10 protein-coding genes and 2 tRNA genes are annotated in these 17,666 nt (G+C 52.5%); all 12 read left to right on the top strand.

The window, feature by feature from the left end; all coding sequences use genetic code 11:
- Positions 1–432 precede the first annotated feature (432 nt).
- Positions 433–3,423, top strand: a complete 2,991-nt coding sequence (locus tag HQ37_RS05740; RefSeq protein ID WP_036881397.1) for a SusC/RagA family TonB-linked outer membrane protein — start codon at positions 433–435, stop codon at positions 3,421–3,423.
- A 27-nt stretch (positions 3,424–3,450) separates the two neighbouring features.
- Complete coding sequence (locus HQ37_RS05735; protein ID WP_081951783.1) at positions 3,451–5,001, top strand: RagB/SusD family nutrient uptake outer membrane protein; 1,551 nt, start codon at positions 3,451–3,453, stop codon at positions 4,999–5,001.
- Positions 5,002–5,198: 197 nt separating this feature from the next.
- Positions 5,199–5,285, top strand: a tRNA-Ser gene (locus HQ37_RS05730).
- Between the two features lie 12 nt (positions 5,286–5,297).
- Positions 5,298–5,370 (top strand) — tRNA-Phe (locus HQ37_RS05725).
- Between the two features lie 330 nt (positions 5,371–5,700).
- Entirely contained in the window at positions 5,701–6,702 is a 1,002-nt protein-coding gene (locus HQ37_RS05720) for a malate dehydrogenase (RefSeq protein ID WP_036881391.1), read from the top strand.
- Positions 6,703–6,808: 106 nt separating this feature from the next.
- Positions 6,809–7,879 carry an endonuclease/exonuclease/phosphatase family protein gene (locus HQ37_RS05715; protein ID WP_052080802.1) on the top strand — a complete coding sequence of 357 codons (1,071 nt, stop codon included), beginning with the start codon at positions 6,809–6,811 and terminating at the stop codon, positions 7,877–7,879.
- Positions 7,880–7,988: 109 nt separating this feature from the next.
- Positions 7,989–9,206, top strand: coding sequence for an aminotransferase class V-fold PLP-dependent enzyme (locus tag HQ37_RS05710; RefSeq protein WP_036881387.1), 1,218 nt, complete (start codon positions 7,989–7,991; stop codon positions 9,204–9,206).
- Positions 9,206–9,811 carry a ribonuclease HII gene (locus HQ37_RS05705; protein WP_036881386.1) on the top strand — a complete coding sequence of 202 codons (606 nt, stop codon included), beginning with the start codon at positions 9,206–9,208 and terminating at the stop codon, positions 9,809–9,811. The genes HQ37_RS05710 and HQ37_RS05705 overlap by 1 nt, the downstream gene beginning before the upstream one ends.
- On the top strand, positions 9,808–11,601 hold the full coding sequence (locus HQ37_RS05700; RefSeq protein ID WP_052080801.1) for a right-handed parallel beta-helix repeat-containing protein: 1,794 nt from the start codon (positions 9,808–9,810) through the stop codon (positions 11,599–11,601). Before HQ37_RS05705 ends, HQ37_RS05700 begins: the two co-directional genes overlap by 4 nt.
- Positions 11,602–12,114: 513 nt before the next feature.
- On the top strand, positions 12,115–13,458 hold the full coding sequence (locus tag HQ37_RS05695) for an MATE family efflux transporter (protein WP_036881385.1): 1,344 nt from the start codon (positions 12,115–12,117) through the stop codon (positions 13,456–13,458).
- 116 nt (positions 13,459–13,574) lie between these two features.
- Positions 13,575–16,358 carry a leucine--tRNA ligase gene (gene leuS, locus HQ37_RS05690; RefSeq protein ID WP_036881384.1) on the top strand — a complete coding sequence of 928 codons (2,784 nt, stop codon included), beginning with the start codon at positions 13,575–13,577 and terminating at the stop codon, positions 16,356–16,358.
- Between the two features lie 35 nt (positions 16,359–16,393).
- Positions 16,394–17,395, top strand: coding sequence for a YitT family protein (locus tag HQ37_RS05685; protein ID WP_081951782.1), 1,002 nt, complete (start codon positions 16,394–16,396; stop codon positions 17,393–17,395).
- Positions 17,396–17,666 lie beyond the last annotated feature (271 nt).

Raw genomic sequence — 17,666 nt, 5'->3', positions numbered from 1 at the left:
TCTGCCCGGACGATAGGACTATACTTTTTGAGCCGAAGGAAAGCTCTGTGGGAGGACGATATATTATCTTTCTTTGCAGAAAACAGACCTTTTATCCCTCCTTTTGCTCTTATAAGGCTTTTATTACTCCTAAGATTTATTTACCCTCGCCCGTCTTAGCTCTATTAAGAAGTCTTTGGGATAAAAAAATAGCCTCGGAGTTGTTTTTCTAAATATAACCCTCTATCTTTGGTGCAGGATATATTCTATTTGAACTTTATTTCTTGGCCTCTCTATCCTCATTTAGACACCTAAATTAGTGGCATGCGACTCTTAACATTGCATTGTGTGGGTTGAGTGTCCTAGCCTTGGGGAATGAGCAGGGGCAGTGCCTCGGGTTAAGTAACGAAAAGAAGTATAAGCTATTCATTAATTCACTAAATTATTAAGAGAATGAGAAGATTTACACTCTTTATGGCGAGCCTTATCCTAACGGTAGGGGTTGCCTTGGCGCAGCGGACTGTGCGTGGTGTGGTCATTTCTGCCGATGACAATCAGCCCGTAATCGGTGCGTCTGTCCGAGTCAAGGGCACTACGCTCGGTATGAGTACAGACCTTGAGGGGCGTTTCCTCTTCAAGAATGTGCCCACCAATGCCAAAACCCTCGTGGTCTCTTTCGTCGGCTTCAAGACCCAGGAAGTCCCCATCAAGCCTGAGATGCGTATCATCTTGCTGGGCGATACCTCAGAACTGGTTGAGCTGGTGATCAGTGGCTACGGTAGTGCAAAATCCATTGCCAATACCACGGCCTCGATCGTCAAGGTGAGTAGCAAGACCATTCAGGACAAGCCTGTGCCCAACGTCTTCGATGCTCTACAGGGTAAGGTAGCTGGTCTACAGGTATTCACTGGATCTGGGGAACCATCTCAGCTCTCATCTGTTCAGCTGCATGGTACTGGTACGCTCTCTAGCCTTTCTAGTGCTCCGCTCTACATCCTCGATGGTATCCCCGTAAGTGCAGGGACTGTTATGGGCATGAACCAGAACGACTTCGAGAACGTACAGGTGCTCAAGGACGCCTCCGCTACCTCGATCTACGGTGCTCGCGCAGCCAATGGGGTGATCTACATCACCACGAAGAAGGGTGCCGTTGGGGAGCGTGCCTCCATCACCGTGCGAGGTAAGTATGGAGCCTCTAGTCTGGCCAATACAGACTACTTCGAGAGCATGATGAATGCTGAGGAACTTCGTCAGCTGTACTTCTCTATGGGGCTGAAGGGCTTCGCCACAGAAGAAGATTTGGCCAAGCATCGTAAGGCTTTCCCTCATGACTTTAAGTGGTACAAGTATTTCTACCGAGATTCTGCTCCCACTTATGATGCAGACGTGGCAATCTCTGGAGGTGGTGGTCGTACTAACTATTACATCTCTGGGGGGCTTCACTCCTCTGCAGGTCTGCGTCCACGCTCTTCGTATGATAGGTTCAACATGAGAGTCAATCTGAATTCTTCGCTCAACGATTACATCTCTTTCGGTCTCAAGACCTCTGTTACCTACGATATCAGCCGCTCAACCTTCGGTAACCGTAATAGCCTCTATGGGGGGCTGGGGCATACGACTCTGCCTTACTATACCCCCTATGATAAGGATGGCAATCCTTACTACGGAGAGGTTATCCCCAATGTAGGTATCGCTGACATTAACTATGTGGCTGATATGCTGCCTAGTCGCTCGACGTCTCTCAATGTGAGCTCTGTGGCTAACGTTATCCTCAAGCCCATCAAAAACCTCACTTTGAGTGCCACCGCAGGGATGGACTTGTCGGATGATCTTGCGGATGCTTCTCGTAAGCCTTCTCATTTTCAGGCAAAAGGTAATGGTAGTAGAAGCTTGAGCTTCGGACGCTCTGCTAACTGGACTTTCTCCAACACTGCTGAGTACAAGTTCTCTCTTGCTGACAAGCATAACTTCACCCTACTTGCTGCTCATGAGTACATCGAGTCCAATGACCAGGGCTTCTCAGCCTCAGGGATCGGTATCGTTGACGACCGTATCCTGATGCTCTCCGCTGTAACGAAGGAGAAGAACCTTAATGAGAGTAAGTCGGAGTATGCCTTCCTATCTTTCTTTGGACGCTTCTCCTATGACTACTTGAATCGTTACTTCCTCGACGTTACCCTGCGTAACGATGCCTCCTCTCGCTTCCATCCAGACGTGCGCAACGGACAGTTCTGGTCTGTCGGTCTGATGTGGAAGATGAAGCAGGAAAACTTCCTCAAGGATGCGAGCTGGTTGGATGATGCAACCCTTAAGCTCTCTCACGGTACTTCGGGTAACGCCGGTGTAGGCCCATATGACTACATCGCTACATCTGTAGCTTCTACTCAGTATGGTGGTGTAACGGGTTGGGGAATCGGTAATTCCGGTAACCAAAAACTGACTTGGGAGAATCAGGCCAAGACTACTCTAGGGATCAGTCTCCGTATGCTTGACTTCCTCGGTGTGAACCTCGAGCTCTATAACCGAGTAACTACGGATATGCTTATGGACGTTCCTGTCCCCTACACAACAGGGGTATCTACTGTGATGTCTAACGTAGGTTCTTATCAGAATCGTGGTATAGACTTGAGGTTGGATGCTAATATCCTCAAGAGTAAGGATGGCCTCAACATGGCTGCTTACTTCAATTTCAACTACAACAAGGACAAGGTACTCTCCCTCTTCCAGGGGCGTGATCGCTGGGAGATTGCCAATACCGGTGTTGCCTATGTGGTGGGTAAGCCTCTGATGTTCTACTACCCAATCTTCAAGCAGGTGAATCCAGAGACAGGTTATCCAGAGTGGTATCTCCCTGGAGATAATGTAGACATCACCACTAAGGATCCAAATAGGATTACTAGCAATATGAGTCCTAACCTTAACCAAAATACTGGTGTTGCTCGTTATGCTCCTGTAACTGGCGGTTGGGGCTTCAATCTTGACTACAAGGGGCTCTATCTCAATGCTGACTTTACCTTCGCTTTGGGTAAGCACCTAATCAACAATGACCGCTTCTTCTCTGAGAATGCTCTGCTATTCGCCAATGATGGTAACGTGTCTCGTGCCGCTGCAAACTTCTGGAAGAAAAAGGGCGATATCGTGCAGCTCCCCTCAGTTGAAGCTATCGTTAAGCTCGGAAGAAATCGCTTCATGGAGTTTGATACCCGTATGCTTGAGGATGCATCCTTCATGCGTTTGAAGAACTTGACTATCGGATATCAGATGCCTAAGTCTGTGCTGGCTAAGCAGAACTTCTTCAAGTCTGTCAAGGTATATGTTACTGGTCGAAATCTCTTGACCTTTACGAAGTTTAGTGGCTCTGACCCCGAACCTAACTCAAACCTAGTTATTGGTGGTAACCCCAATACTAAGCAGATGTCTGTCGGTCTAGAGCTTGGCCTCTAAGTTTCTTACCCATATAAATTCAAGGAAATGAAAAGAATAAAGATATTGCCCGTTGCGGCGGCTCTTCTCCTGGGTGTAGCCTCTTGTAATCTTGATAGATTCCCTCACAAGAGTATTGCTAAGGAAAAATCCCTTACTTCTGTAGAGGATGCTCGCTACTGGAATGCCAATATTCGAGCTCAGCTTCGAGGTGCTGTTTATGGCTCTTTCATCAGGCTTAGCGACTATCAGGCTGATATGGTCTCTCCCTCTTCAACCTTTGGTAATAGGGATGGTGTGTTGTACACCTGGGGAGTTAAGTCTGATACTAGAGAGGTGAGCGATATATATGCCTCTTACTACAGTAATTTGAAGAATGTCAACGAATTCCTTACGTTGATCTCCTCAATTAAGGCTAATGGAGAGGCTGCGGAGAAGGCTCTGGCCAGCTATGTTGCCGATGCTCATTTTGTGAGAGCCTACTACTATGCCGAGCTGGCTAAGCGCTTCGCCCCTCTGTACAACCCAGCCACAGCGGCTACGGAGCTCTGTGTGCCCTTGGTGTTGACCTATAACGTCGACGATCGTCCTTCTCGTGCGACACAGCAGCAGGTTTATGAGCAGATCTTTAAGGATATTGCCGAGGCTAAGGCTCTGTTTGCTAAGGCTGGAAAGCCTGTTGGTAAGCCTGGCTCTATGACTATGAATGGAGATGCTCTGGCGGCTCTTGAGGCCCGTGTTTACCTGCAGATGCGTGATTATCCCAAGGCTCTTCAGGCAGCTGAGGCATTGATCAAGAGTGGGCGTTATCCTCTCGTTGCTCCTGCTGAGAGCAGTTTCGAGGGAATGTGGTTCTCTGATAAAAGTACTGAGGATATCCTGCGCTTGTATGTAAACAAGGATGATGAGAAGGAGCTTCCTCCTGGTGTTGGTAGCTACTTCGTTGCTATTACCCTTGGTAAGGGTGATGCAGCTTACCGAGCCTGTCAGCCAGACTGGTTCCCTACAAAGGGCATAATCGATCTCTTCGAGGACAAGGATTTGCGCAAGTGGGTCTATTTCAATAAGAGTGAGAAGGTGCATGTGAGCCCCAACGTATTCCCCGCTGGAGAGGTTGTGATTGTATCCAAGTACCGAGGTAACTTAGCTTTGGCAGCAACGACTGCTGACCCTCTTTGGGGAGCTAAACCTGATGCTCGTAACTATCCTCTCGTACTTCGTATCGCTGAGGCTTACATGATCGCTGCCGAGGCCGCTTACAAAACGAATAATGAGGCTGCCGCCAAGCAGTATCTGAATACCTTTAGGGCCTCTCGTGGCCTTGATCCTGTAGATGGCTCTGGCGATGCCCTCTTTACTCAGATCAAGGATGAGCGTACTCGTGAGTTCGCCTTCGAAGGAGCTCGTCTCTGGGATCTCAAGCGTTGGGAGATGCCTATGAAGAGAACGGCCCCTCAGGAGGCTAGCAAGCCATTCCTTAGCCAGGTTGGCCTAACTCTAGAGATTCCTGCAGACCACTTCGGCTTTACTTGGCCTATCCCTCACAGAGATATGCAGACCAATCCTAACCTCGCTGGTCAGCAAAACAAGGGCTACTAAGCCCCCTGTCTTAGGCTGATAGATCAGTCGTTTGATGAGTCTCCCCTGCTCCGCCTCTCTAGAGGTAGGGCAGGGGAACTCGCTTACGAGCTCTCAGGCTTCTTTCTTGTCAAATAATAAAAATACCGTCCGCCTATTGCAGGTATCAAAATAATGCCTATCTTTGCACTCGTTAAGTCAAAGAAGCTGACTAGCTCGGAAGTGTGGGTGAGTGGCTGAAACCAGCAGTTTGCTAAACTGCCGTACGGGTAACCGTACCACGAGTTCGAATCTCGTCGCTTCCGCTTTACGGTCAAGGTACCATAGCTCAGTTGGTAGAGCAACGGACTGAAAATCCGTGTGTCCCCGGTTCGAATCCTGGTGGTACCACAAGAGGCGCAGTGCATACGCATTGTGCCTCTTCCTTTATCCCCCTCTTCCCCTCTTGTTCTTATTCGTCTCTGTAGAGCTGTTATGGGCCTAGCAAATACAACTAAAGGACACGGTCGCTCTATCATGGGCCTTATCTTTGTATCCCTAGGGCATTGCTAGAGACTCGAGAGTAATCTTTTTGTACCAGGATCGAGTGTGTCGTTGCATGCTTTGCCATGCTAGCTGTACACTTTGGCTAGAAAAAGGGTATATTTGTGTGTCGCTCCGCGCCCTATCAAGCCCGAAGCTACAGGTTGGATACATTCACTCAATAACCTATATAGTATTATGAGCTTTATCTCTCAAGACAAGCTGACAATCGTCGGTGCCGGCGGTATGATCGGCTCTAACATGGCACAGACTGCTGCCATGATGCGTCTCACCCCTAACATCTGTCTCTATGACCCCTTCTTGCAGGGGCTCGAAGGGGTGGCTGAAGAAATCCGCCATTGCGGTTTCGAGGGCCTAAACCTCACCTTCACCTCTTGCATCAAAGAGGCCCTGACAGGGGCTAAGTACATCGTCTCCTCTGGTGGTGCACCTCGCAAGGAGGGGATGACCCGTGAGGATCTACTCAAGGGCAATTGCGAGATCGCCGCTCAGCTCGGTAAGGACATTAAGACCTATTGCCCCGATGTCAAGCACGTGGTGATCATCTTCAACCCTGCAGACATTACTGGTCTTGTTGCGCTGATCCACTCAGGCCTTAAGCCTTCGCAGCTCACTACCCTCGCGGCCCTCGATTCTACTCGCCTACAGAGCGAGCTGGCCAAGCACTTCGGTGTGCAGCAGAGCCAGGTCGTAGGGGCTCGCACCTATGGCGGTCATGGTGAGGCTATGGCAGTCTTCGCCAGTACGGCTACGATCTCCGGAGAGCCTTTGAGCAAATTGATCGGTACAGATAAGCTGCCCACAGAGGAGTGGGAGGCTCTCAAGAAGCGTGTTACTCAAGGTGGGGCAAATATCATCAAGCTGCGTGGACGCTCTTCCTTCCAGAGTCCTTCGTATGTCTCTATCGAGATGATTGCTGCAGCTATGGGAGGCAAGCCCTTCCACTGGCCTGCAGGCTGTATGGTACAGCTGCCAGGCATGGACAATGTGGTCATGGGTATGGAGACCATCATCGACAAGGATGGGGTACACTACAGCTCTGACCTCAAGGGTACTCAGGAGGAACTGGTTGCCTTGAAGAAGAGCTATGATCACCTGGTGCACATGCGCGACGAGGTGATCTCGATGGGCATCATCCCCGCCGTAGCAGACTGGAAGACCGTAAATCCCAACCTCTAGGCTGAGAGACCCAGCTCTAGGAGCATTTCACAAGCGAGAGATCGCCTATCGTAGACGGATATGCTTCGTCATCGGTAGGCGATCCTCCGCCTTATTGGTTTGTTGTATGCTGCGCCAGGCGATTCTCCTCTTGCTCTTCCTCCCCCTCGTCGAGGCTCGGGCTGAGGTTCGGGACTCGCTCTCCCTCCTGAGGCTCATCTCATACAATGTGGAGAACCTTTTTGATACAGAGGACGACCCTGAGACGAGGGACGAGGAGTTCACCCCCGAGGGCCGTAAGCAGTGGACCTCCGCCCGCTATCGGCGCAAGCTCGGTCAGATCGCCCAGACGATCGCTCGTGCCTCGCAGGAGTATTGGCCTGGGCTCATCTGCCTCGTGGAGGTCGAGGGCGAGCGTTGCCTCGATGATCTCCTAGCCTTCACAGCCCTAGGGCGACAGGGGTATAGCTATACGATGACCCATTCGGCGGACGCCCGAGGGATCGACGTTGCCCTGCTCTATCGAGAGCCTTTGCTTCGCTTGCTTGAGCGCAGTGAGCACGAGATCCCTTTGCCTCGAGGCGAAGCTCCGACGCGCAATATCCTTCGGGTTTCCTTCGCCTTGTCCTCTGGGCCTATCTTGCACGTCTTTGCGATGCATTGGCCCTCCAGGCGTGGGGGACGTAGGGCCACAGCCTCAAGGCGCAGGGCAGCAGCCCTTAGGACTAGGGAGCTCTGCGATAGCCTCCATCAGGCTTGGAAGGGTCAGGAGCAGCATTTTGTGCTCATGGGAGACCTCAATGCTACGGCTAGGGAGGTGGAGCTTCGAGAGGTGTTAGGCTCTAGTCTTGAGCCCCCTCTCATGTTGAAGGACTCGCTCTCGACCACTGGACCTCGGCTCTATAATCTCCTCTCTCAAGCCCCCGAGGCAGGCCCTAGAGGGACTCACTTCTTCTCGGGAGTGTGGTATCTCTTCGACCAAATCATCATCTCCGAGAGCCTCCTCTCCCCCTCCTCCTGCTTGCGTTACCGAGAGGGTAGTGCTCGGATCTATGCTGGCCCTGAGCTCCTCGCCCCCGATCGCTTGGGTAGGCTTCGCCCTCGGGCTACCTATGCTGGCGACCATTACCTCGGGGGCTATAGCGACCACCTGCCCGTGCTGGCCGATCTGTGGCTTCGCCCTCGGGAGAAGCCCTGAGGCAATTCTCGGTCGAGGTCAGCTCTATGGCGAAGATTGTCTAACTTTGGGCGAGCGTCGCTGGACCTCTCGAGCCTTGGTAGGCGCATCAAACATCTTCACTATACTCATGTACCCAATAGAGCAAATCCGTGGGGCTTTCCCCATCCTTCATACCCAGGTGCACAAGCACCCTCTCATCTACCTAGACAATGCAGCCACGACGCAGAAGCCTCAGTGCGTCCTCGATGCCATCCAAGAGGCCTATAGCACAAGCAATGCGAATGTGCACCGAGGGGTGCACTACCTCAGCCAGCGGGCAACAGACCTGCATGAGGGAGCTCGGCGTCGTGTCGCCCGCTTCATTCATGCCCCCAGTGATGAGGAGGTCATCTTCACCCGAGGGGCGACTGAGGCGATTAACCTCGTAGCCTTTTGCTTCGGGGAGGCCTTTGTCCGCTCTGGCGACGAGATCGTCATCAGCACGATGGAGCACCACGCCAACATTGTCCCCTGGCAAATGCTCTGCCAGCGCAAGGGGGCTCAGCTGCGTGTGGTACGGGTCAATGAGTCTGGAGAGCTTGACCTCGACCACTATGCCTCGCTGCTCAGCGAGCGCACGAAGATCGTCGCCATAAGCCATGCCAGCAACGTCCTTGGGACAATAAATCCTGTGAAGCAGATCATTGCCCAGGCCCATGAGCGAGGCATCCCTGTACTGCTCGATGGGGCTCAGGCCATCGCTCATAGTCGGGTCGATGTGCAGGAGCTAGATGTGGACTTCTATGCCTTCAGCTCGCACAAGATCTATGGCCCTACAGGTATTGGTGTGCTCTACGGCAAGAGAGAGCTGCTCGAGGCCATGCCGCCCTATATGGGGGGGGGGGAGATGATCGCCAAGGTAACCTTTGAGCATACAACCTACAACGTCCTACCCTTCAAGTACGAGGCTGGGACTCCCGACTATATCGGTACTTATGCCCTCTCCCGAGCCTTGGATTTTGTCGAAGAGATCGGCCTCGAGGCCATTGCCCAGCATGAGGCTGAGCTCCTGAGCTATGCTAGTGGGCGACTGCTCTCAGAGTTCGAGGGAAGCTATATCCTGGGCCAGGCTGAGCATAAGAGTGCTATCATGTCCTTCGGCATCGGAGAGATCCATCCCTTTGACCTGGGGACATTGCTCGATCAGTTGGGTGTCGCTATCCGCACAGGCCATCACTGTGCCGAACCCCTGCTCGATCGCTATGGCCATACGGCCATCGCTCGAGCCTCTTGGGGAATGTATAATACTCGAGAAGAGGTAGATCGCTTCTTCGATGCTCTCCATCGTGTCGTCGGGATGCTCTGATGCTACAGGCTAGACTGATCGAGGACGAACGCATCGAGTGCGGATGCGATGAGGCTGGTCGTGGTTGTCTCGCTGGGCCTGTCTTTGCCGCAGCAGTTGTACTGCCCGAGGGCTTCGAGCATCCTTGGCTCAATGACTCGAAGCAGCTCAGTGAGCATCGACGACGAGAGCTACGCCCTATTATCGAGGCCGAGGCCCTGGCCTGGGCTGTCGGGGTGTGTACGGCTGAGGAGATTGATCGGATCAACATCCTTAAAGCCTCGCATCTGGCTATGCGCCGAGCCGTTGAGGCTCTCAGCCTTAGGCCCGAGCGACTCCTCATCGATGGCAATCGCTTCACCCCGATCGAGGGGCTAGAGCACCACTGCATTGTCAAGGGAGATGCGAAGTTTCGTGCGATTGCAGCGGCCTCGATCCTAGCCAAGACCCACCGAGACGAATATATGCAGACGATGGCCGTCCGCTATCCACTCTACGGCTGGGAGCGAAACAAGGGTTACCCGACCCCCGAGCACAAGGTAGCCTTGCGTATTCATGGGGCTAGTCCTGAGCACCGAATAACTTTCGCAGACGTATCACATTCTATACATTCACTCTTTCCATGAACCGACTGAAACATCTTATTCGACTGAGCCTTGCCGCCCTAGTCCTCGTCTCGACAGGCTTCTCTCTCCAGGCTCGTCAGCGTACAATCCATCTAATCAACTATGGCATAGAGCCCAACACGAAGGCGAACGTAGCCCCTCTGCTCTCCAAGGCTCTCCAGGAGATCCGCCGAGAGCAAGGCCTAGACACGCTGACCCTCGTCCTAGCACCAGGCCGCTACCTGATCAGCAGTCAAGGGGCTGACGAGAGACAGGTTTATATCTCGAACCACGACCAGACAGGCCCTCGCCCCATCGGTCTCCTACTCGAGGGGCTAAGCAATATCACCCTCGAGGGGATGGGCTCGGAGCTCATCTGTACCGAGAGAATGCTCCCTGTGGCCATCCTAGGCTGTAGTAATGTTCGGCTTCACCAGCTCTCGATCGATTATGATAATCCTCACATTGCTCAGATACGGGTTGTTGCCAATGACGATCGGGGTTTAACCTTCGAACCAGCCCCTTGGGTACGTAGTAGACGCTCCGAACAAGGAGCTTTCGAGGCCTATGGAGACAATTGGCATCACACGCCTGTGGCAGGTATTGCCTTCGAGGGACATACTCGTCGGATGCTCTACCGTACGGCCGATATCCCTTGTCCGACGAAGGAGCTCACGGTGCTGCCATCTGGAGCTCTCTTAGCTCCTCATTGGAAGGACAAGCGCCTTGTGCCTGGGACGATCGTCGCCCTGCGCACCTACAAGCGTCCTAACCCTGGTATCTTCGTAGCCGATAGCCGCTCGATCTCGCTGCACCGCATCGTCGTGCATTATGCCGAGGGGATGGGGGTACTAGCACAGGCAACTCACGACATCTCACTCGATGGCTTCGATGTGCGTCTCAGAGGGGCAAGCGACCCTCGCTACTTCACTACACAAGCCGATGCGACGCATTTCTCAGGTTGTAGTGGATTAATCGATGTACGTAATGGCCTTTTCGAAGCCATGATGGACGATGCCATCAATGTACATGGTGTTTATCTCAAGCTTACTAAGCGTCTCGATGACTACACGCTCGTAGGCCGCTATATGCATGTGCAGGCCTGGGGCATGGAGTGGGCCAAGCCTGGCGAGGAGGTTCAATTCATCCAAAGCAAAACCTTCGATATGCTTCCAGGTCGCTACAAGATCAAGAGAATTCGCCCACATGACACGACCGAAACCCTCGGAGCGAAGGAGTTTGAGATCCGTTTCGATCGTCGTTTGCCCAAGGAAGTTGTGCCTGACAACTCTATTGGGATGGAGAATTATACTCGTACCCCAGCGGTCAACTTTGTTGGCAATACCATTCGTCACAATCGTGCCCGAGGAACGCTCTTCAACACGCCACAGCAGGTAATTGTAGAGAATAACCTCTTTGACCATGTCTCTGGCGCAGGTATTCTTGTCAGCACGGACTGTAACTTTTGGTATGAATCAGGGCAGACGAAGAATCTCAAGATCCGAGGTAATTACTTCATAGATGTGTTGACGAGCCTCTATCAGTTCACTGAAGCTGTGATTTCCATCTTTCCCATCATCCCCAATCTCGATGCTCAGAAGCGTCCCTTCTACGGAGATGGAGGCGAGGGTATTACGATAGAGGACAATGTCTTTATGACCTTTGATACACCATTGCTCTTTGCCATCAGTACAGATGGCATCCTGTGGCGTAGGAATAAGGTCATGCCCACGAAGAGCTACCCTAAGTTCCACCACAACCAGGAGGTGTACAAGACCCGAGGCTCTCGCTCGATACGTATCGAAGAATAGCCTCTGTGGGGTGTTAGACTCCCCAAGGCCAAGTTCATACGTCTAGGGGCTGTGCAGAAACCATCGTTTCGGCACAGCCCCTAGACTTTTTGTCAGCTCTCGGGAGATCCTCAGCAGCTCGTCTCGAGAGACCTCGCTCGAGTTCTATTTGAGCCTCGCCTGCGCTCCTATCCTATATCTCGATGGAGTTCCTACCTACATCTCACCTGCGATCCTACTTATACCTCGATGGAGCTCCTATCTGAGTCTCACTTGTGATCCTATCTATATCTCGTAGGAGCTTCTATCTGAGTCTCTCCTGAGTTTCTATCGAAACATGCTTTTCGAATTCTTGAGTATTGATATATCTTTGTGCGGATAATCTGAGGCCTTTGCCTCGACACCCTTTAACTACCATAATATAGAGGAGGCAAGGCTAGAGGTCTAGACCAAGATCCGAAGCTGCACGATGAGCCCCAGTGACGATCGTCCATAGCCCCCCTCCCCTCGGCCCTTTGCTCAACACTTATACCCTTGAGACAAGCCAAAGATCTGACTGTCGGCAGCATTACCCGACACCTCTATACGATAGCCCTGCCGATCATGGGCACCTCGTTCATCCACATGGCCTACAGCTTCACTGATATGGCTTGGCTGGGAAGGCTGAGCAGCAAGTCTGTGGCTGCCGTGGGGACGATCTCTGTCTTCATGTGGATTGCTCACTCGATCGCGGCCCTAACCAAGACGGGGGCTGAGGTAACCATCTCGCAGAGCATTGGGGCGGGCAAGAGCGACGAGGCGAGGCACTTTGCCTCTCATTGCTCGACGATCTCCATCCTGCTGGGCTTTGTTGTGGCCCTCTTCTTCGGCCTCTTCGCCAACGACCTGATCGATCTCTATCGTGTCGAGGCGGATGTCCATGCCGAGGCCTTGGTTTACATGTACATTACCCTCCTGGGGTATCCGATCATGTTTCTCAGCTCGATGCTCTTCGGCCTATACAATGCCGTGGGACACAGCTCCGTCCCCTTCCGCACGCTGGGTCTAGGGCTCTTGCTCAATATGATCCTAGACCCACTGCTCATCCATGTGGCTGGCTGGGGAGTGGCTGGTGCAGCTTGGGCGACGGTCATCAGCGAGGTCGTTGTCTCGCTCATCTTCCTCTACCAGCTGCGCTATCGAGATCGGTTATTCGACGACTTCCCCTGGCTGGTGCGTCTGAGGTGGCAGTGGGTGTGGCGCATCCTCAAGATTGGTACTCCTGTAGCTGCTCTCAACGTCCTCTTCGCTGCTCTAGCGATCTATATGGGGCGTATGGCTTCGAGTGTCGGTGGACATATCGGGGTGGCGACGCTGACCACTGGGGGGCAGCTCGAGGCCTTGACCTGGAATACCTCTCAGGGTATAACGACGGCCCTCTGCACCATTGTCGGGCAGAATTGGGCTGCAGGTCGCCTCGAACGTGTGTGGCAAGCCTACCGTCGGGCTCTAGGCTTTACACTTACTCTAGGGCTTTTGGGAGGCTTGTTCTTCATCTTCTGGGGCGAGGCTTTCTTTTCTCTCATTGTTCCCGAGCCCGAGGCTTATTATTCGGGAGGGATTTATCTGCGTATCAGTGGTTATTCACAGATTTTCATGATGGCTGAGATCACGACTCAAGGGCTCTTTTATGGTATGGGACGCTCTAGTCTACCTGCTGTCATCAGCATTGCGGGCAACTATTTGCGCATCCCTCTCGTTCTGCTCTTCCTGTCCTGGGGCTGGGGGCTCGAGGGTGTTTGGTGGGCCATCAGCCTCTCCTCGATGCTCAAGGGATTGGCCGCCTTGCTCTCCCTGCTCTGGTTGCGTAAGCGTATGCCTCGACCTGAAGGTCTCTAGAGGATTGCTCGATGGAGGATAAATTTTCCAGGCTCATGTGGGTGTTCGCTGAGGAGTGTGTACATTTGTAGCTCAATTCGCTCATAGAAATATTATTAGACATCGACGATATATTTATGGAATACAACTTCAGAGAGCTCGAAGGCCGCTGGCAAAGTTATTGGCGAGAGCATGAGGTTTATCGCGTAACCGAAGACTCGACTAAGCCTCCATATTATGTGCTGGATATGTTCCCTTACCCCTCGGGGGCAGGACTGCATGTGGGGCATCCGCTGGGTTATATTGCCTCGGATATTTTCTCTCGCTACAAGCGTCTCAGGGGCTTCAACGTCCTGCACCCTATGGGCTATGATGCCTTCGGGTTGCCTGCCGAGCAGTATGCCATACAGACAGGGCAGCACCCTGCCGAGACCACTCGGATCAATACCAATCGCTATCGAGAGCAGCTGGACAAGATCGGCTTCTCCTATGACTGGTCTCGAGAGTTTAAGACTTCCGACCCTGAATATTATAAGTGGACACAGTGGGTCTTCCTGCGCCTCTTCGGTTCTTATTACGACCGAACGGCTGCTCAGGCTCGCCCCATCGAGGACCTCATCCTCCATCTCGAGACTCGGGGGACTGAGGGCCTCAACGCAGCCTCGGGAGAAGAGCTACACCTGAGTGCCGAGACTTGGCGAGGAATGAGCCATGCACAGCAGGAAGAGACTCTGATGAACTATCGCCTCGCTTATCTCGGCGACAGCATGGTCAATTGGTGTCCTGCCCTTGGGACGGTCCTTGCCAATGATGAGGTGAGCGAAGGGCTGAGCATACGAGGCGGCCACCCCGTAGAGCAGCGTCTGATGCGTCAATGGTGCTTGAGAGTGAGTGCCTATGCTGAGCGTCTCTTGGCCTCTCTTGATAGCCTCGAATGGAGTGAAGCTCTGAAAGAAACGCAGCGCAACTGGATCGGGCGTAGTGAGGGAGCTGAGATCCGCTTCCCCATCGAGGGGATAGAAGGCCTTCCTTATATCACTGTCTTCACTACCCGTCCCGATACGATCTATGGTGTGAGCTTCATGGTACTAGCCCCCGAGAGCGAATACGTTGCAACTTTGGTTACCCCTGAGCAGGAGTCCAAGGTCGCCGAATACCTCGAGGCCACCAAACGCAAGACCGAGCGTGAGCGCATTGCCGAGCGTCGTGTTAGTGGTGTCTTTAGTGGCTCGTATGCCATCAATCCAATTACTCAGGATCGAATCCCTGTATGGATCAGCGACTACGTCCTCGCAGGCTACGGCACTGGGGCTATTATGGCTGTCCCAGCGCATGACAGCCGAGACTTTGCTTTCGCCCGACACTTCTCTCTGCCCATTGTGCAGGTGGTTGTCCCCAAGGGTAGCGAGCCCTCTGACCCTGCATCCTGGAGCGATAGTCTAGACAGCAAGGCTGGGCAGCTCATCCACTCTCCTCTCCTGGATGGTCTCAGCGTCCAGGAGGCTGCGAACGAGATCAAAGCCTATATCGAGGCTGAGGGCCTCGGTCGCACGAAGGTGAATTATCGCCTGCGTGATGCTATCTTCAGCCGTCAACGATACTGGGGAGAACCCTTCCCTATCTATTACAAAGATGGTATCCCCTATCCTCTAGATGAGGGCCAGCTGCCTCTCTGTCTCCCTGAGATTGACAAGTATCTGCCTACCGAGAGCGGAGAGCCTCCTCTAGGCAGAGCCGAGGGATGGCACACCGTAGAGGGCTATCCCTATGAGCTGAGCACAATGCCTGGCTTTGCGGGCAGCAGTGCCTATTATCTGCGCTATATGGATCCTCACAATGACCAGGCTCTAGTGGGAGCAGAGGCTAATGCTTATTGGCGACAGGTAGACCTCTACGTTGGGGGGACAGAGCATGCCACAGGGCATCTGATCTATAGTCGTTTCTGGAATAAATTCCTCTATGACTTAGGTGTCGCCTGTTGCGACGAGCCTTTTGGTAAGTTGGTCAATCAGGGGATGATCCAGGGAAGAAGCAACTTCGTCTATCGCATCAAGAACACCAATACCTTTGTCTCGGTAGGGCTGAAGGATGAATACGAGACGACCGAGATCCACGTCGATGTCAATATCGTGCACAACGATAGGCTGGATCTAGAGGCCTTCCGTGCTTGGCAGCCCGATTTTGCTTCGGCGGAGTTCATTCTTGAGGAGGGTCAATATCTCTGCGGCTGGGCTGTGGAGAAGATGAGTAAGTCCTTCCACAACGTCGTCAATCCCGACACCATCATCGAGCGTTACGGGGCCGATACGCTGCGCCTGTACGAGATGTTTCTCGGGCCGCTTGAGCAGAGTAAGCCCTGGGATACGAACGGTATCGACGGGGTGCATCGCTTCCTCAAGAAACTCTGGGGGCTCTACTGGGAGGGCGAGCAGCTACGTGCCTCTGAAGCACCTGCCAGCCGTCAAGAGCTCAAGGCGCTGCATAAGCTCATCAAGAAGGTGGGGCATGATATCGAACAGTTCTCTTTCAACACGGCCGTCTCTGCCTTTATGATCTGTGTCAATGAGCTTCAAGGTCTCAAAACCCACTCGCTCGAGGTGCTACGCCCACTTTTAGTGCTGCTAAGCCCATTCGCCCCTCATATTGCTGAGGAGCTGTGGCATGCTACAGGAAGTGAAGGCTCTGTCATCTTGGCTCGTTGGCCTGAATATGAGGAGAGTTACCTCGTCGAGGATAGTTTTACCTATCCAGTGAGCTTCAATGGTAAGATGCGTTTCACGCTGGAGCTCTCGGCCTCACTTACTCCTGGGGAAGTCGAAGCGGCTGTGCTCTCCTCGAGCGAAGCTGCTCGCTGGTTGGAGGGCAAGACCCCTAAGAAGGTGATTGTCGTCCCCCGTCGTATCGTTAATATCGTCTTATAACCTACATTCACACAACAAACTATTCGTCTTTGACTATGTCTCAGAAGGTCAATTTCTTTCGTCTGACAGCTGATAAGTTTGTCGAGCTCGGCAGTGAGCTTCGTCAGCAGATTGTCTCTCGCTATTTTTGGAAGGATATGCTCGTCGTAGGCTTGGGTATCTTGGTTTACATGATTGGTTTTAGCTTCTTCATCTTTCCTCAGCGTATCACTACGGGTGGGTTGTCGGGCTTCTGTAACCTCATCATGCTCACAACGGGGAAGGGGATCGATATCCCCTACAATATCATCAACGTAGGTCTTTTTGTGCTGGCATTCTTTTTCCTAGATAAGAATTTCCTCATCAAGACTCTTATCGGGATTACTTTCTTAGGCTTTAGTATCTCCTTTTTCACGCACATGGCCGTGCCTGACCAAAGCAAGGAAGAGCTCTTTCGTCTCATGATCTTGGGCAATGATCCTCTAGTGGCCTTGATCCTCGGTTCATTAATGATCGGGCTAGGTCTTGGGCTTGTCTTCTCGGTCAATGGTAGTACGGGGGGGACGGATATCGTAGTGGCGATTATTAGTAAGTACAAGAACCTCTCCTTTGGGCGTATCTTCATGATCGTCGATGGGACGATCGTACTGGCTTCGTACTTTGTCAATGTCTACCTGGCAGTCAATAAGATGCAGCCTGCTGAAGCTTTTGAGAAAGTGATCTACTCCTTCATCCAGGTCGTCCTCGTCTCGATGACACTCGACTGGTATATCAATAGCAATCGTCAGTCGGTTCAGTTTATGATCTTCAGCAATAGGTATCAGGAGATCAACGATGCCATTGTGCAGCGTCTTAGGCGTGGTTGTACGATCCTTGAGGCAACGGGTGGCTATACAGGTCAGCCTGCCAAGGTGCTGCTCGTCGTGGTGCGCAAGAGTCAGTCCGTTGGGATCTCTCGCATCATCGAGGAGATCGACCCTAAAGCCTTTGTCTCCCATGGGGTCGTGCGAGGGGTCTATGGGGAGGGCTTCGACAATCTGAAGAAGTTCAGCAAGTAATAGGCTCTCCCGCCGAGAGGCTATCCTCTGTGCCCTGTTTGGGCTGTGCACAGCCCCCTCAGGTTTGGCGGCCCATAGAAGGGACATCTATCTGCAGATCGTGCCTGCTATTCACATCCCGATAGGGATGGATAGCAGGCATTTTGCTGCTTAGGGCATACGTTACCGAGTCGTCCCTTAAATAGTCGTCCCTTAAATAGTCGTTTATCGTTTGTTATTCAGTGATATAAACGGTTAAATCCTTTGCCAAATCTGCAAGTTTTCGTATCTT

It is taken from the genome of Porphyromonas sp. COT-239 OH1446, from assembly GCF_000768875.1.
Classification (GTDB): Bacteria; Bacteroidota; Bacteroidia; order Bacteroidales; family Porphyromonadaceae; genus Porphyromonas.
Note: the sequence above shows the minus strand (reverse complement) of the source record. Positions and strands in the feature narration are given on the sequence as shown.

Excerpts from the sequence above, each read along its gene's own strand:
- HQ37_RS05740 (WP_036881397.1), top strand. The coding sequence starts at position 433 with ATGAGAAGATTTACACTCTTTATGGCGAGCCTTATCCTAACGGTAGGG.
- HQ37_RS05735 (WP_081951783.1), top strand. The coding sequence starts at position 3,451 with ATGAAAAGAATAAAGATATTGCCCGTTGCGGCGGCTCTTCTCCTGGGT.
- HQ37_RS05720 (WP_036881391.1), top strand. The coding sequence starts at position 5,701 with ATGAGCTTTATCTCTCAAGACAAGCTGACAATCGTCGGTGCCGGCGGT.
- HQ37_RS05715 (WP_052080802.1), top strand. The coding sequence starts at position 6,809 with ATGCTGCGCCAGGCGATTCTCCTCTTGCTCTTCCTCCCCCTCGTCGAG.
- HQ37_RS05710 (WP_036881387.1), top strand. The coding sequence starts at position 7,989 with ATGTACCCAATAGAGCAAATCCGTGGGGCTTTCCCCATCCTTCATACC.
- HQ37_RS05705 (WP_036881386.1), top strand. The coding sequence starts at position 9,206 with ATGCTACAGGCTAGACTGATCGAGGACGAACGCATCGAGTGCGGATGC.
- HQ37_RS05700 (WP_052080801.1), top strand. The coding sequence starts at position 9,808 with ATGAACCGACTGAAACATCTTATTCGACTGAGCCTTGCCGCCCTAGTC.
- leuS (WP_036881384.1), top strand. The coding sequence starts at position 13,575 with ATGGAATACAACTTCAGAGAGCTCGAAGGCCGCTGGCAAAGTTATTGG.
- HQ37_RS05685 (WP_081951782.1), top strand. The coding sequence starts at position 16,394 with ATGTCTCAGAAGGTCAATTTCTTTCGTCTGACAGCTGATAAGTTTGTC.